The sequence below is a fragment of the Undibacterium sp. genome (assembly GCF_030683615.1).
GTDB lineage: Bacteria > Pseudomonadota > Gammaproteobacteria > Burkholderiales > Burkholderiaceae_D > Undibacterium > Undibacterium umbellatum.
On the sequence record NZ_JAUXQE010000037.1, the window covers coordinates 249,642 to 265,798 of the forward strand.

15 protein-coding genes are annotated in these 16,157 nt (G+C 53.0%); 4 read left to right on the forward strand and 11 right to left on the reverse strand.

The features are described from left to right. Positions 1-4: 4 nt before the first annotated feature. From Q8K39_RS20780 to Q8K39_RS20795, 4 genes are all read left to right on the forward strand, one after another. A complete protein-coding gene (locus Q8K39_RS20780; RefSeq protein ID WP_305263123.1) occupies positions 5-1,489 on the forward strand; it encodes a S41 family peptidase in 1,485 nt (494 codons plus the stop codon). A gap of 67 nt (positions 1,490-1,556) precedes the next feature. Next, on the forward strand, positions 1,557-2,315 hold the full coding sequence (locus tag Q8K39_RS20785; protein WP_305263124.1) for a HesA/MoeB/ThiF family protein: 759 nt from the start codon (positions 1,557-1,559) through the stop codon (positions 2,313-2,315). Between the two features lie 33 nt (positions 2,316-2,348). Further along, positions 2,349-2,993, forward strand: coding sequence for a glutathione S-transferase family protein (locus Q8K39_RS20790; RefSeq protein WP_305263125.1), 645 nt, complete (start codon positions 2,349-2,351; stop codon positions 2,991-2,993). Between the two features lie 29 nt (positions 2,994-3,022). Beyond that, a complete protein-coding gene (locus tag Q8K39_RS20795) occupies positions 3,023-3,802 on the forward strand; it encodes a spermidine synthase (protein WP_305263126.1) in 780 nt (259 codons plus the stop codon). On the opposite strand, the gene Q8K39_RS20800 is transcribed toward Q8K39_RS20795, so the two are convergent. From Q8K39_RS20800 to Q8K39_RS20850, 11 genes are all read right to left on the reverse strand, one after another. Continuing rightward, positions 3,799-4,980, reverse strand: coding sequence for a VWA domain-containing protein (locus tag Q8K39_RS20800; RefSeq protein ID WP_305263127.1), 1,182 nt, complete (start codon positions 4,978-4,980; stop codon positions 3,799-3,801). The two genes, Q8K39_RS20795 and Q8K39_RS20800, sit on opposite strands and share 4 nt — an antisense overlap. Continuing rightward, complete coding sequence (locus Q8K39_RS20805) at positions 4,977-7,259, reverse strand: DUF5682 family protein (RefSeq protein WP_305263128.1); 2,283 nt, start codon at positions 7,257-7,259, stop codon at positions 4,977-4,979. Before Q8K39_RS20805 ends, Q8K39_RS20800 begins: the two co-directional genes overlap by 4 nt. A 54-nt stretch (positions 7,260-7,313) precedes the next feature. Continuing rightward, a complete protein-coding gene (locus tag Q8K39_RS20810) occupies positions 7,314-8,405 on the reverse strand; it encodes an AAA family ATPase (RefSeq protein WP_305263129.1) in 1,092 nt (363 codons plus the stop codon). Then, positions 8,402-10,009 (reverse strand): DUF5691 domain-containing protein, encoded by a 1,608-nt coding sequence (locus Q8K39_RS20815; RefSeq protein ID WP_305263130.1) that lies wholly within the window; start codon positions 10,007-10,009, stop codon positions 8,402-8,404. The genes Q8K39_RS20810 and Q8K39_RS20815 overlap by 4 nt, the downstream gene beginning before the upstream one ends. After that, entirely contained in the window at positions 10,006-11,364 is a 1,359-nt protein-coding gene (locus Q8K39_RS20820; RefSeq protein WP_305263131.1) for an SWIM zinc finger family protein, read from the reverse strand. The genes Q8K39_RS20815 and Q8K39_RS20820 overlap by 4 nt, the downstream gene beginning before the upstream one ends. A gap of 135 nt (positions 11,365-11,499) precedes the next feature. Next, positions 11,500-11,925: a VOC family protein gene (locus Q8K39_RS20825; protein ID WP_305263132.1), complete on the reverse strand. Its 426-nt coding sequence runs from the start codon at positions 11,923-11,925 to the stop codon at positions 11,500-11,502. A gap of 28 nt (positions 11,926-11,953) precedes the next feature. Continuing rightward, entirely contained in the window at positions 11,954-12,100 is a 147-nt protein-coding gene (locus Q8K39_RS20830; RefSeq protein ID WP_305263133.1) for a hypothetical protein, read from the reverse strand. Further along, entirely contained in the window at positions 12,097-12,318 is a 222-nt protein-coding gene (locus Q8K39_RS20835) for an SLOG family protein (protein WP_305263134.1), read from the reverse strand. Before Q8K39_RS20835 ends, Q8K39_RS20830 begins: the two co-directional genes overlap by 4 nt. Before the next feature lie 18 nt (positions 12,319-12,336). Then, on the reverse strand, positions 12,337-13,140 hold the full coding sequence (locus tag Q8K39_RS20840; protein ID WP_305263135.1) for an ABC transporter ATP-binding protein: 804 nt from the start codon (positions 13,138-13,140) through the stop codon (positions 12,337-12,339). Beyond that, entirely contained in the window at positions 13,140-14,969 is a 1,830-nt protein-coding gene (locus Q8K39_RS20845) for an ATP-binding cassette domain-containing protein (protein ID WP_305263136.1), read from the reverse strand. The genes Q8K39_RS20840 and Q8K39_RS20845 overlap by 1 nt, the downstream gene beginning before the upstream one ends. Further along, positions 14,969-16,018, reverse strand: coding sequence for a branched-chain amino acid ABC transporter permease (locus Q8K39_RS20850; RefSeq protein WP_305263137.1), 1,050 nt, complete (start codon positions 16,016-16,018; stop codon positions 14,969-14,971). Before Q8K39_RS20850 ends, Q8K39_RS20845 begins: the two co-directional genes overlap by 1 nt. Positions 16,019-16,157: the final 139 nt, after the last annotated feature.

A 16,157-nucleotide genomic window follows, 5' to 3' on the forward strand; every position in this document is an offset into this window, starting at 1 on the left:
TCACATGGGCAGCAAATTCAAGAATTTTGGCTTAATCGGCCTCGGTATGGTTGCCGGCGTGGCAGTTTCCATGCAGTTTTCCGCAGTGGCGCAAAAAGCCACGACGGGTAGTTCCCTGCCGGTAGAGGAATTGCGACAGCTCGCCGACGTCTTTGGCCTCATCAAATCAGATTATGTCGAGCCTGTAGAAGACAATAAGCTGCTGACGGAAGCAATTTCCGGCATGGTGGCATCACTCGACCCGCACTCAGCCTACCTGGACAAGAAATCATTTAAAGAATTAAAAGAAGGTACTCAGGGCAAATTTGTCGGCCTGGGTATTGAGGTCGGTATGGAAGATGGCTATGTCAAGATCATCTCCCCGATCGAAGATTCTCCTGCCTATCGCGCTGGTTTAAAGCCTGGTGATTTGATCACCCGTCTTGATTCTCAGCCAGTCAAAGGCTTGACGCTGGATGAAGCTGTCAAGCGCATGCGCGGCGAACCGAATACCAAGATCACACTGACCATCGCACGTAAAAGCGAAGACAAGCCTATCGTCGTCACGATTACCCGCGAATTAATCAAACAGCAAAGCGTCAAGGCCAAGATCGTTGAACCTGGCTATGCCTGGGTGAGAATTGCCCAGTTCCAGGAACCGACGGTCGAAGACATGGCCAAGAAAATACAGACCCTGTATGCACAAGATCCCGCCATCAAAGGCCTGGTGCTCGATTTGCGTAATGACCCGGGCGGTGTCTTGCCTGGTGCCATCGGTGTTTCTGCCGCTTTCCTGCCCAAGGATGTCCCGGTAGTGTCTACCAATGGTCAGTTGCCTGATTCCAAAGCAACCTTCTATGCCCGCCGTGAATACTATTCTGGCCGCACTTTGAGCGACCCACTGGCGAAATTGCCTGAAGCGATCAAGAACGTGCCTATGGTAGTCCTCATCAACACTGGTTCGGCCTCTGCGTCTGAAATCGTCGCCGGTGCCTTACAGGATTACAAACGCGCTACCATCCTTGGCACACAAAGCTTTGGCAAGGGTTCGGTACAAACCATACGCCAGATTTCTGCTGATACCGCAGTCAAGCTGACTACAGCCCGTTATTACACGCCGAATGGCCGTTCTATCCAGGCCAAGGGCATCGTTCCTGACTTGAATGTAGAAGAAACCGCAGATGGTGATGGTTTCAATGGCTTGCGCGCCCGCGAAGCTGATTTGCAAAAACATCTGAGCAACGACAAGGAAAAAGAAGTTGCCCGTCCTAAAATCGATGAAGTGGAAGAAGAGCAGCGTCTGATCGCCCTGGCGAAGAAGAGCAAACCATTGGAATACGGTGGCGCAGAAGACTTCCAGCTGGCCCAGGCCCTGAATCACTTGAAAGGCTTGCCAGTCAAAGTCACAGAAGCCAAAGTCATCGATAAGGAAGCCAAAGACGGCAAGGATGCTGACAAAGCTGGCAAATCAGATAAGACTGAACACAAAACCGACAGCAAAAAGAAGTAACACCCCCTGAATAAACCCTGATAAAAAGAAAAGGCCGCTTACTTCAATAGCGGCCTTTTTTACAACGATGAACGATCAGCAACTCTTACGCTATTCCCGTCATATCCTGCTCGACCAGATAGGAATAGAAGGTCAGCAAAAAATCACTGAGGCACGCGCCCTCATCATCGGTGCCGGTGGTCTGGGTTCACCGGCGGCCTTGTATCTGGCCAGTGCCGGGGTGGGCCACATCACTCTGGTCGATAATGACAGTGTGGACCTGACCAATCTGCAGCGCCAGATCATGCATACCACCGCGGCCGTGGGCATGGCCAAGGTCAGCTCCGGCAAGCACACGCTAGAAGCCATCAACCCGGAAATAAATATTATCGCCCTGCAAGAGAGAGCCGCTGATGCACGCCTGGAAGAACTGGTCAGCCAGGCCAGCATCGTCCTGGATTGTTGCGACAATTTTGCCACCCGCCATGCCGTGAATACTGCCTGCGTCAAATTTGGCATCCCGCTGGTATCTGGCGCTGCCATCAGCTTTGATGGACAGATCAGCGTGTTTGACAGCAGTGACGCTGCATCACCTTGCTATGCCTGCCTTTTTCCACCCGACCAGCCGTTTGAAGAAGTCTTGTGTTCTACCATGGGCGTGTTTTCTCCTCTGGTAGGCATCATAGGCAGCATGCAGGCCGCCGAAGCATTGAAAGTCATCATGGGTATAGGCCAGGCACTAACGGGCCGCCTGCTGTTGCTGGATGCCTTGCGCATGGACTGGACCAGCATAGGCATCAGCAAAAACCAGCAATGCCTGGTTTGCGGACAGCAGCACCAGAACTAAGCACTATCAATAAAAACTCATCAAGGACAAAACATGTACACCCTGTATTACTGCCCCGGCACAGCCAGCATGGTCATACACCTGGCTTTATTGGAAATTGGTGCCGCGCATGAATTGAAGCTGGTCGATGTAGAAAAGAAGCAGCAAAAAGATCCTGAGTATCTGCGTCTGAACCCGAATGGTGTAGTGCCGACTCTGGTCATTGATGGCCTTCCTTATCTGGAATCAGCTGCCTTGCTGATGCTCTTGTCCGAACGCCATCCTGAAGCAGGCCTGGTACCTGACACAGGCACTGTAGAGCGCGATCAATGGCGGCAATGGATCATCTTCATCAGTGGCAGCCTGCAATCTACTTTCCGTACCTGGTTTTATCCGTCTGAGCTGGGTTTTGAAGAACATAACGAATCTACCCGAGCAGCCTTGCAAAAGCGTATCGCTGCCATCTGGGATCAACTCGACCAGCATCTGAGCAAAAATGGCCCTTACCTGTTGGGTGAGACATTTTCTGCTGCTGACCTGCAACTGACCATGCTGATGCGCTGGTCGCGCAATATGCCACGCCCGGCGACTGAATGGCCTGCGCTGAACAAACTGGCCCAGTTGATTATTGCCCGCCCCAGCTGGCAAAAAATGATGGAAATCGAAGGCCTGGAAGTGTGGCCGAAAGCCTCAATATAATGCTTGAGAAATTAAGGCGAAAGATGGGGATGAATTTATACAAGGCCACGCAGGCAGCCAGCACAGAACTGCCTGAAGTCACCATTGCCGAACACCTGGGTGTACGTACCCTGCATCTCTCTTCAGATGCGATACAGGGTGCCATGCGCATGGCCGTACCTGATCAGATAGAGCTGGAATACGTGCAGCAAATGATGATGTGGGTGTTGTTCAAGCACGAGCCGCAACACATTGTCCAGCTAGGCCTGGGTGCAGCGTCGCTGACCAAGTTTTGCTACCGCAACTTTGCCGAAGCCAGGGTCACGGCAATAGAACTGAATCCCAAAGTGATCACCGCCTGCCACCAGCACTTCAAGCTGCCAGTCAATGACGAGCGCTTGCAAGTACTGTGTATGAATGCGCTGGATTACGTCAACGACAGCGCCAACCACGGTAAGGCCGACGTGCTGCAAATTGATTTATATGATGCCGCAGCCGAAGCCCCTGCACTGAGCAGCGAAGCGTTTTACCAGGCTTGCGCTCACGCCCTGAATGAAGATGGCATGCTGACTGTTAATCTGTTTGGCAATCCGCAGAATTATGAGGCGAATTGCAATGCCAATCTAGCCGCCCTGCAAGAAGCTTTTGACGCAGTGGTCTGGCTGCCGCTGGTGCATGATGCCAACACCGTCGCCATCGCCTTCAAACAAGCTCCCGCAGTGGATTTTGATGACTTGTATGAACGCGCAACTGCGATACGCCTGGCCTATAAATTACCCGCAGCGAAATGGGTGAATGGCTTAAAAGCCTGGATGGCGGAAAATACCTAAGCTGCTCGTGTAGTGACAATGCCCGCCTCCGCCGCCCATTGCTCCAGATTCTGGCGTTTGATCGCGGCTGCCATCAGGTCAGGAAATAAATCCGGCGTACAGGCAAAGCAATGCGCCCCCATTGCCGTGAGTGTGGCGGCATTATGGTGATCATAGGATGGTGCGCCATTATCATCCAGCGCCAGCAGGCAAATCACGCTGACACCATTGCGTATCATGCTGGCTGCCCTTTGCAGCATTTCCTTGTTGTTGCCGCCTTCATACAAATCACTGATCAGAACGAAGATGGTTTCCCGTGGTCGTTGCACCAGCCCCTGGCAATAGGCCAGCGCCCGGTTGATATCAGTACCGCCACCCAGTTGCGTGCCAAACAAAACCTCTACCGGGTCACTCAGCAAATGGCTCAAATCCATGACCACCGTGTCAAATACCACCACGGAAGTGCTGACTGACTTGATACTGGCCAGCACAGCACCAAACACACTCGCATACACCACGGAAGGCGCCATGGAACCACTCTGGTCTATGCACAAGACGATGTCGCGTAAGGACTGGCCTTTACGGCCAAAACCTATGCGCTTCTCAGGTATGATGGTTTGATAGTCATGCTGGTAATGTCTGAGATTAGCCTTGATGGTACGCATCCAGTCTATCTCGTTATGACGGGGTCTGTGGTTGCGTATGGCACGCTGCAGGCTGCCTGCTACAGCCTGCCTTAATGGTGTGCCCAGTTTTTTCTCCAGCTCTTGCACGACCTTGGCAACCACCTGGCGAGCGGTGGCCTTGGTCTTGTTGGGCATGACACGGTTCAGGCTCAGCAAGGTTGCCACCAGATGCACATCCGCCTCTACGGCCTGCAACATTTCCGGCTCCAGCAACATTTGCTGCAAACCCAGGCGCTCCAGTGCATCCCTTTGCATGACCTGCACGACAGAAGAAGGGAAATAATCACGAATATCGCCCAACCAGCGGGCCACGCTGGGCGCGGATGAACCCAGGCCAGCACGCTTGCCAGCCTGCTGCTCAGTCGGTTCGTACAGAGCGTTTAAAGCACGGTCTATGGCCAAGTCTTGCTGCGACAAAGCTGAGCCTGCTTGCTCAGCCTCGCTGCCCAGTACCAATCGCCAGCGACGTAAATTTTCTGTTGAATTTTCTGTTGGCTTCAGCTCATTGCTCATACATTTGCTCCCGGCTGACCATCATGCATAGTCTTGCCCAATATAGACTGCAATACCGGTATCACCAGTCTTGCTCTTTCCTCGTCCAGCCCTGTATCGGCATGTTGAGTCAGCGCCGCAGCCCCCTTGCTGGCGACAGCGCGTTCACCCAACTGATAGCGTTCAGGCGCAGCAAAACTGGAGAAGGTACGACGCAGCAAGGGCAAGAGTTCAATAAACGTCTCCGCATTCAAACTGGCCAGCCAGGCATTGATCAGTTGCCATAGCATGTCATTGTGTATTAGCAAGGCACCGCTGCCTTGCAAGAAGCCTTCTATCCATTGCGCGGTCAGCAAGGGTGTCTGTGCATGGGAACAATGCAGTGCCAGTTGCTGGCCAGCCTGTTCTTCGCTCCACTGTCCCTGCTCGGTCAGTATGCGGGCGCAACGTCCGGCGATCAGGCCATGTGAACTTTCCTGCTTTGCAGTCTGCGCCAGCGAGGCAAACCAGTTGTTCAGGTAATCATCATTCTGCAGCATGCGCACGGCCTGGTCGGCGGCAATCAAGTCCTTGACCATTTGTGCCGCAGGCTCATCAGCCAGCCCTCTGGCACCAACTGGCAGGGCAATACAGATGCGGCTCAGCAGCTTGCTGACTACCAGTTCCATTGCCGCTGTATCGGTATTACGGACATTGCCATAACGCATGGCATTGGCCAGCGCTGGCAAAGCCGCCAGCATATAACCAAGATCAGGAGTCAGGGCACTGACCTCCTCTACCCTGCCCATGACTTCATTGATAGCCATACCCAAATTGGCCAGCAGTACGCGCTCTACCAGCTTGGTCAGTTCCGGCAAGGTCTGTGCCCGCCTTGCCATGTCAATGACATAGGCACTGGCAGCACTTTCCAGCGTACTACCCCAGATATTCGCTTCTATGAGCTTTATTGCAAAATCAGGTTGCCATTCCAGCCGCCATGCTTCATGAAAGGTACCGGTCCTGCCACGCAACTGCTGGCGCTTGCCCCAGTCTATGCCCAGCAGGGAAAGACGGTACAGAAGATTACTTTTTTCCAGATGTGCCGCTTCGCGCAAATCCAGTTCAAGCTCAGTGCTGTCTGCACGCACTGCCATGCGGAATTTCTTTTGCAGCAGGGCGACGTTTTGCGGCAAGGGCAGGTTAGGCGCATCCGTTGGCACGGTACCCAGTCTGTCATTGAGCAGCAATTCCTTGCGTATCAGGCGCAAGGGAGCGTCACTGTCATAACAGAACACGGCACGCGTGGCTTCCATGATTTCATCGAGGCCAGGATGATGGCGGTCGCGCAGGGCTGCGAGGGTATCTGCCAGGCGTGTGGCTTCGATAATGTGGGCAGACGATGCATCAAGATCATGCTTGCGCAGTAAATTCGCAACATCGCTCAACCAGAACAAGACCGCCTGCTCTGGCTGATGCCACAGATGGTGATACCAGCCAGGCGCCTCGACACCTGCACCATAGCCGCTGGCAAAAGCCAGCCTGCCATAACTCCATGGTGTCCAGGTGGCGGCGATTTTTACCTTGTCCAGCCCTTTGAGGATATCGGCATCATGCTTGGCTGTCGGCATTTTGGCCAGTGCAGGCACATGATAAGCGCCACAAACAACGGCAATTTTTTGATAACCGGCTTTTTCAGCCTGACGCAGCATTTGCCGCATATACGCTTCACGCCGGATTTCCAGTTGATCCTGCAGTTGATCGGATGCCTGCGTGATTTCTGTACGCACTACCGTCATCATCTCAGCAATCGCGGCAAACAAATCCAGGCTGTCTGTGCGTTGCTCTACCAGATGATCCCACCAGCTTTCTGTATCTGCAAAACCAGCGGCCTGTGCCAGGGACTGCAAAGGATCTGCCCGCATCAGACGTGTCTGCAAATCCAGTTTCTGGACTGGATTTGCGTCTTCGTCCTCATCCAATTCTGAAGGCTCGCTTTTTTCTGCAGGCAGCAGACGGAATGCCTGCGGCAAGTCACAGAACTGCACAGGGATATTCCCGGCCACAGCAAATTGCAATGCCTGCCATTCCGGTGAAAATGCGGCAAAAGGGTAATACACGGCATTTTGCGGTGCATCCGGCACATACAGTAAGAGCGCAACTGGCGGCTGCATTTCTGCACTGGCAACAAAGGGAATCAGATCATTCGCCTCCGGCGGGCCTTCTATCAGGATGCAATCCGGCTGCAGGGCGTGCAAAGCCTCTTTCAGGCTGCGTGCGCAACCCGGGCCATGATGGCGGATACCAAATAGGTGTGTGCTCATCGTTAAGCACCACCCATGCTGATATTGCTATACGTATTCTTGATACTCATTTTCTTAATGCATGACATCGCGGCAGGCACGATACAGGTCTTTCCAGCCTTCGCGCTCTTTGACCACGGTTTCCAGATATTCCAGCATGACGATCTTGTCCTGCACCGGGTCTTTGACTATCGCGCCTACCATACTGGCCGCGATATCTGCGCCGCGCAAAGTGCCGTCACCAAAATGTGCTGCCAGTGACATGCCATTGGCGATTACGGATATTGCCTCCGCGGCACTCAAGCTGCCGCTGGAATTTTTGAGCTTGGTCTTGCCATCTGCAGTGACACCATCACGCAGTTCACGGAAGATGGTGACTACCCGACGTATCTCTTCCAGGGCAGGAATTTCGCCTGGCAATTCCAGTGCACGGCCAAGGCTGGCAACACGGGTGGCAACGATATTGACTTCTTCATCTGCCGTGCGTGGCAAGGGCAAGACCACGGTATTGAAGCGGCGCTTGAGCGCGCTCGACAACTCATTGACACCACGGTCCCTGTCATTAGCGGTAGCGATGATATTGAAACCTTTTTGTGCCTGCACTTCTTCATTCAATTCAGAGATCGGCAAGGATTTTTCTGAGAGTATGGTGATCAGGCTATCCTGTACTTCAGTCGGGATACGGGTCAATTCTTCTACCCTGCCTATCTTGCCTTCGCGCATGGCACGCATGATAGGACTGGGTACCACAGCATCCATCGATGGTCCTTTCGAAAGTAGATGTGCGTAATTCCAGCCATAGCGAACGGTCTCTTCACTGGTACCTGCGGTGCCTTGCACGATCAGGGTAGAGTCACCACTGATGGCCGCTGACAAATGTTCTGACACCCAGGATTTTGCCGTACCCGGCACACCGAGCAACAGTAGCGCCCTGTCGGTCGCCAGCGTGGCTACCGCAATCTCTATGACTCTGGCATTGCCTATGTATTTAGGCGCAATGACGACGCCATTGTCCAGCGTGCCACCGAGCAGATAGGTGGCGACAGCCCAGGGGGACAGTTTCCAGCGTGGCGGCCTCTGGCGGGTATCGACGGCTACCAGCGCTTCCAGTTCATGCGCGTATTGTTCTTCAGCGTGCTGACGAAGTATGCTGTCATTAGTACTCATTGCTGCTCCAGAAAAGTGTGCATCATTTCGCTACGGAAGCGAAGCAATGCGAGAAAATCGTCTATTGTTGCTTGCCATTTATCCCAATTGGCATCTGCCCTTGGCCAGTCGCGTTCATATTCATGCACTTGCGCAGGGTCGATAACCAGGGCGATGGTGTTCAGCACTTGTTTCAGCGACCAGAATTCTGCAGTCAGCTGGCTCAGGTTGTGGCGTATATGCGCCACGATCGCAATCGACAAAGGGGCAGGCCATTGCTGTTTTTGTGCTGCCACCTGCTGAAATAATTCCAGTATTGTCCACACAGAAAATTTGGATGAAGTCTGGCTTGGTGCCAGCAGTTCCATGAAGAAGTCATTCACAAACGTGGGCGGCACATTAGCCCAGATCTTGTAGACATAGGGCGACAGATTCGCCCTATGCTTGCTGTCAGTCTGCATGCTCAGGCGACTTAATTCCACACACCAGTTTTCAAACTGCGGCAACAGATTGCTTTGCATTTCTGGCCTGGCAGACAGAGCTTGCAATGCCGTCGCCCAGCCAGTGAGCAAGACTTGCTGATAATCTGTCTTTGCTGCCAATGCGAATAATTGCACTGGACTTAGCTGCCATTTTTCGGACCAGTATAAGGGTGAGACTGCAGCCAGCATATCCAGCAGCCAGCCAGCTTTTTCACCTACGCCGTGGTAAGTGGTGCTGCCGATACCGTCGCGCTGCATGGCTTTATCACGCTCCAGCGGCAGGCTGACTATCAGTTCAGTATCACCAATGATATCTGGCCGTATGCTCAGCAGATTATCCAGCCTGGCACGCATGCGCTGCTCCAGCAGAGAATCAGGCATGGTCAATAGCAAGGCTTGCGCAGTTGCGCGCACTTCCTTGCGTTTATCATCGAGTGCGCGTTCCAGGAATTCCTGGTCGGCCAGACTTAAATTTTCTTTCAAACACTGTATCAAGCGTATGCGGTGTTCCGGTGGCTCGGTGCTCCAGACTTCCTGCAACATGGTGCGGCCCAACTCAGGGTCTTTGCTGCGGCTTAGCCGCAACATTTCCAGCCTTTGCTCAAGTGTGCCGGTTTGCCATAGTCCATCCTCAGCCTGACAAGCATCTGCATGCCAGTTCCAGGCTGGGTTTTGCCTTGCCAGCCATTTGCCACGCGCGCCCATTACCTCAACGACATAAGGCCGGAAGACGACTTGTGTGCGCGCCAGATCCAGCATGGCAGGTAAAAACTTGTACGGCAGATGACAACCATGCTGCCTTGCCAATGTCAGCCATTCAAAGCGCAGTTCAGGATAAGTACCCTGCAATAACAAAAATAATTTTGTTTCGGCTTGTTGTGGACAAGGCTTGAGATTTTCGTCTGCTGCTATCTCAGCATGATTGGTTGTGAATGCCAAAGCTTGCGTTCCCGCACGCGTCCATAAGTCCAATGCCGCGATGCGCTCCCACAAGGCAGACTCAGGTGTACCTGTCTGGTTTTGTGCATCAGCAAAAACGGTGTCCTGTAAAGCAGCAGGCAAGTCAGTCTGGGCTTGCGCTCCGGCGCGTGAAGTACCCAGCAATAAAGATTTTTTTACACTGGCAATAAGCATCATCGTCATAGATGACAATCACTTTCAAGACTCAAGAATTGCCGGTCTGTCTGCACAGAGAGTGGAGTAAAAAAATAACCATCCCATTCCCCCACCAGTGTCATGGGCTGGCCGCCACTGATGGCCAACAATTGCCATCCATAAGCAAAGTTTTCAGGTAAGTGCAGGGCTTGCTGGCCGGGTAAAATGGCAAGCCAGCGCTCACCATCAGGCTGCAGACGCAGCCCAGACAAGCTCAGCGGCAAGCGTTCAAGAAAAGGATTGGCAGCAATTGCCCTGGCATAGCTTTGCATGCCACCTTCAAATTGCGTGCCCGGGAAATGATATTTTTCAATGACGCTGACATTGCGCTGCTCCTTGATCAGGGCACGCAAAGGGGCGGCACCCGGATAAAACACCAGTTCCCCCTCAAATTCACTACCGACGGCGATGGGCCGGTCAAAGCCTTGTGTTCCAACGGCAAACTGTAAAAATACTGCCCACAGTCCGCTTCTCTTACCGCATAAATAGGTGATGCGTGTACGCACACGTTCATCGTCCCGGGTTTTCTGCGCCAGCACTTGCCAGCAATCAACTTGTCCGGTTTGCGCCAGCAAACTATCCTGGCTCTGGTTCCAGCCCAACATGCTGCGCACGTCTTCTTGCAAATCCGGTGTCAGGCTTTCTATCTTTTGATAGGCTTTGATCAGCAGATAAATAGCCGCCAGCTCTCGCGCCAGTTGCTCTTCCCAATCGCTGATGCTGGTTTGAAAAGCTAGCCTGCCTGCACGTGACAAACGTCCAGCTAGTGGTGCCATCTGCGCATCAACCATACGTGCAGCGATGGCATCCCACGGGGCTGTACCGACATTACGCAAGTTGGAAAAACCTTCCCTGGCGAGATCTTCCAGCCAGGTCTGCAATTCTTGCAAACCACGGGCGACTTTGGCCTCGCGCTTTTCTTCACGTTTTTGCGCCTGCTCTGCCTGCTGTGCGAGTTTTTCCGGTGTCAGGTTTTGCAGCTTCTCTTCTGCTGTCTCTTGTTTTTTTGTGGCGCGAGCTTCCCGGCTTTGCAACCAGTCCAGATTCCATTGCGGTGCCGCTGTCACAGCAAACAATTCTGATTTTCCTGAATAGAGCAAGAACAGGCCTAGCCCATGCTTACAGGGAAATTTACGACTGGGGCAACTGCATTTGAATGCGGGCTCACGCAAATCTATCTGGGCGCGATAAGGGGTAGAACCACTACCCTGGCATTCTCCCCAGACAGCGATGTCGGAATTGCCCAGATTACTCCATTTGGAGGCTGTCGCCAGTGCACTGCCAGCTTTTGCTGAACTGGCGTCAGGCGCGAGTGCAAGAATTTGATCGGTACTTAAAGTCACTTGTTTGAACTGAGCGTTTTACTGTATAGATTGCTGTCTGACTCTGATATTCACGGCCAGGTCGGAGCGCTTGCAATGCAAGAATGAATTGCAACATCAACAGCAATTTTCATGGCTGGGTATTTAATCACACTTTTATGATAATCGGATACTTTCAGTGCTCGCTTCTGCTTCAGAATGATGGCAGCACACACACAACTTGTTGCCATCAGGGTCGCGGAAGTATGCGCCGTAATAGTTCGGATGATAATGCAGGCGCAAACCCGGCGGGCCATCGCAAGTGCCGCCGTTTGCCAATGCCGTTTCATAAGCACGTTGCACCGTCGCACGTGATGCCGCCAGCAATGCCACCATCTGGCCATTGCCATGCTGTGCTGGTTCACCATTGTAGGGTTTGCCGATGACGAACAGCGGGCGTGGCTGGTCAGCAGCCATCCAGCCTGCCCAGGGTTTGTCAGCATCCTTGAATTTCAGGACCAGGCCCAGTTCGTTCATCAGTGCAGAATAAAACACATAAGACTTGTCGAAATCTTGTATGCCTATGGATACGTGTGAAATCATGGTTTTTCCTTCGCACTTGTTGCAGCGCTTAGTGTGTGAAAATCTTGACTGGTATCTGTGCCTGCTCAGCCAATGTGATGGCATGTTGGGTACCTCGGGCGCAACCAGGTTTGCCATAATCTGCATGAAAAGCCAGTACCAAGTCTATGCCCGTCGCCAACATCCTGACATTCAAGCCCTTCCATCCTTCACCGGGGAAAGCACGGTAGTCGGCATTGGTTTTTTCATGGGATCGACCGCAAAACCAAATTCCAGTGCGACTACTTTGGCATGGGCATCAATGCCAGGAGTATCGCCAGTAACGATGATGGTATCAGATGAAAGCTTAGCCAATTCGAGGCGTATTGCAGCCTGGCTTTCCCAACTTGTAGACCCTGTAATCAATACTCTCATTTATTCATTCTGCTGGCATCAGTGATTCTTCTTGGCCAGCCCCAGATAAGTATCTATCACACGCTGGTCATTCGCCAGTTCTGCGGCATCACCCTCAAGCGCAATCTGCCCGGTTTCCAGCACATAAGCATAGTCGGCCACCTGCAAGGCAGCGCGGGCATTTTGTTCTACCAGCAAGATGGCAACCCCGGTTTGTTTGAGGCGCTGGATGATGTGGAAAATTTCCTTGACGATCAGAGGTGCCAGGCCAAGGCTTGGTTCATCCAGCATCAGCAATTGCGGCTTGGCCATGAGGGCGCGGCCTACAGCCAGCATCTGGCGCTCACCACCTGACAAAGTACCTGCTTCCTGGGTGCGTCTTTCTTTCAAACGCGGGAAGAGATCAAACACGACTTGCAACTGGTCAGCATAGTTTTTTTCACCAGCCTGGTAACGGCGATAACTGCCCAGCAAAAGATTGTCTTCCACCTTCATGCTGGCGAACAGTTCGCGCTTTTCTGGCACCAGTGACATACCCTGCGCGACACGGTTTTCTATGCTGATGCTGGCGAGGTTTTTGTCGGCCAATAATATCTGTCCGCGCATGCTGCCCGTCGCAGGCAAGGCACCGGCGATGGCATTGAGCATAGTCGATTTGCCAGCACCATTTGGGCCGATGACAGTCACGATTTGCCCGGCCCCGACACGTATATTCGCTGGCTGCAAAGCCTCGACCTTGCCATAAAACACTTGCAGGTCTTTGGTTTGCAATAAGGCCAGTTCAGACTGCGATGTGTTTGCCAATACTGCTGGCGTGGTTTCTGGAGAATTTGTGTTCGTCATCAATCTATCCCGCCCAGATAAGCTTCCAGCACAGCCGGATTCTGTTGTACTTCTTGTGGCAAGCCTTCGGCAATCTTGGTACCAAATTCCATGACCACCAGTTGATCTGTCAAATTCATGACGAAATCCATGTCATGCTCGACCAGCAAGATGCTCATGCCTTCTGCGCGCAATTTGCGCAAGAGTTCGGCCAGCTCCTGTTTTTCTTTAAAGCGCAAACCAGCGGCAGGTTCATCCAGCAACAGCAAGCTGGGGTCACAACACAAGGCCCGGGCGATTTCCAGTATGCGTTGCTGGCCCAGTGCCAGGCTGCCCGCTTCTTCATTCATGAGATGCGCCAGGCCTACCCGCTCCAGCTGTCTTTTGGCTTCGGCCAGCAGGGAATTCTCTACCTTGCCATCGCGCCGCAAAATGCTGGCGATGACTTCCATCACATCGCCACCCTTGGTACGCAGATGCGCACCGATCGCGACGTTTTCGAGTACCGTCATGCTGGCCAGCAAACGCACATGCTGGAAGCTGCGGCCTATGCCCAGCTTGACGATTTCACGCGAAGGCAGGTTGGCGATATCCTGCAACTTACCATCGCGATAAAAACGCACGGCCCCGCTGGTCAGTGGCAAGACGCCAGTCACCAGATTGAACATGGTGGATTTGCCTGCACCGTTCGGGCCTATCAGGCCAACAATCTGCCCGGCGCTGACGGTGAACTGCATATCATTGACGGCAACCAGGCCACCGAATTGTTTGCGTGCCTTGTCGATTTCAAGGATGACGGTATCGACTGCAGGCTTGGCGCGCACTGGCAATATTGCAGCATCTGCGGCTACCTGTATGCCCTTGTCTTCTGGCAGCCATTTGGCAAACAAGCGCTTGCTAAAGTTGGCCAAATAAGGCCAGACACCATCACGGGCACGTTGCAACAGCAAGACCAGTAAGACACCAAACACGATGACTTCAAAATTGCCATTGGCGCCCAAGAGTGTGGGCAGGATGCTTTGCAGTTTATCTTTCAGCAGGGTCAGCAAGGCTGAACCCAGCAAGGCTCCCCAGACATGGCCTGCACCACCGACCACGGCCATGAACAGATATTCGATACCCTGATTCAAACCAAAAGGTGTAGGGTTGACCGCACGTTGCATATGCGCATAGAGCCAGCCAGAGACACTCGCCAGCATGGCTGCGATAACGAAGATGATGACCTTCATGCGGGCAGTATTGACACCCATGGCTTCAGCCATGACGCCACCACCCTTGAGTGCGCGTATGGCGCGGCCTGGGCGCGATTGCAACAGGTTTTGTATGGCGACGATAGACACTAGCAAGATGACCCAGATCAGCCCAAACATGCTACGTCCAGTATCGAGTTTAAAGCCTGCAATGTCTATCGGCGGTATACCATTCAGTCCATCGTATTTACCAAGAAATTCCAGATTGCCGAACAGGAAAAACAGTGACAAGCCCCAAGCGATAGTACCCAGTGGCAGGTAGTGCCCTGACAGGCGCATGGTAATCAGGCCAATGGCAAGCGCTGCCGCCATGGTCAGCGCCAGACCCGCCAGCAAACCCAACCAGGGAGAATAACCCAGAGCCGTACTCAGATAAGCAGTTGAGTAAGCGCCCAGACCAACGAAAGCGGCCTGCCCAAAAGAAGTCATGCCCCCTACCCCGGTCAGCAAGACCAGGCCGAGTGCAACTATCGCATACAGACCAATGTAATTGGCCAGGGTGATCCAGAATTCAGGCACCGGCACTAATGGAAACAGCAACACCAGCGCAAGCAATACCCATTTACCGTGTTTGATACCTTTGGTGAGGAGTTGTTTCATTATTCTTCATCCTCATCGGTATGTTTGCTGCTCAATGAACGCCACAGCAATACTGGAATGATCAAGGTAAATACAATAACCTCCTTATAAGCACTGGCCCAGTAAGATGAATACGATTCCAGCAAACCCACCAGCAAGGCACCCGCAGCAGCAACCGGATAAGACACCAGACCACCGACGATGGCACCGACAAAACCTTTCAGGCCGATCAAAAAGCCACCATCGTAATACACGGTCGTCATCGGCGCGATCAGTACCCCACACAATGCACCCATGGCTGCGGCCAAGGTAAATGCCAGACGACCCGCCTGGATAGTACCTATACCCACCAGTTGCGCCCCCAGGCGATTGACGGCGGTAGCACGCAGCGCCTTGCCGGACAGGCTGCGTTCAAAGTAGAAATACAATGCAGCAATCAACAAAGCCGAGACTGCAATCACCACCAGACTTTGACCAGATATTTGCATGGCCCCCAGTTCAAAACGGGCATCACTGAAAGCTGTCGTGCGTGAACCCTCGGCTCCAAACATGACCAGGCCCATGCCAGTCAGGGCAAAGTGCACGCCGACAGAAACAATCAGCAAGACCAGCGTACTGGCTTCTGCCAGAGGTTGATAAGCCAGTCGATAAATCATGGGGCCCATGGGCACCACTATTGCCAGCGCCAGTAATACTTGTGCGAACAATGACCATTCCTGTACAGCGACATTGCGTGCCAGTATCCAGACTGCCAATGGAAATAGCAGCAGCTTGCCAGCGGATAAAGCCAGCGACTTGACATTCAATGGCTGCTTGCTGCGTAACTGGGTGACCACTTCCTTGCCCATGCAAAGCAGGCCAAAGGCCAGTAACAGGCTGGCCGAGTGCGGGAATTTTCCCGACTGAATCGCCGCCAGGCTGAGCGCGCCAAAGGCAACGAATTCACCTTGCGGTATGAAAATAATCCGTGTAACGGAAAACACCAGCACCAGCGCCAATGCCAGCAAGGCATAGATGGCACCACTGGTAATACCATCCTGAGCGAGGATGGCGGCAATTGAAAAATCCATGTAAACCTGACTTTCTTGCTTAGAACCTGATTACGATCTGTAGCGAGCGTCTGCGGGGTAAGGGTAGCAAGAACGCAGCGCAAAAAGCGAAATGTACTGAAGTACATGAGCACTTTGAGCAGCACCAGCACATGATCCC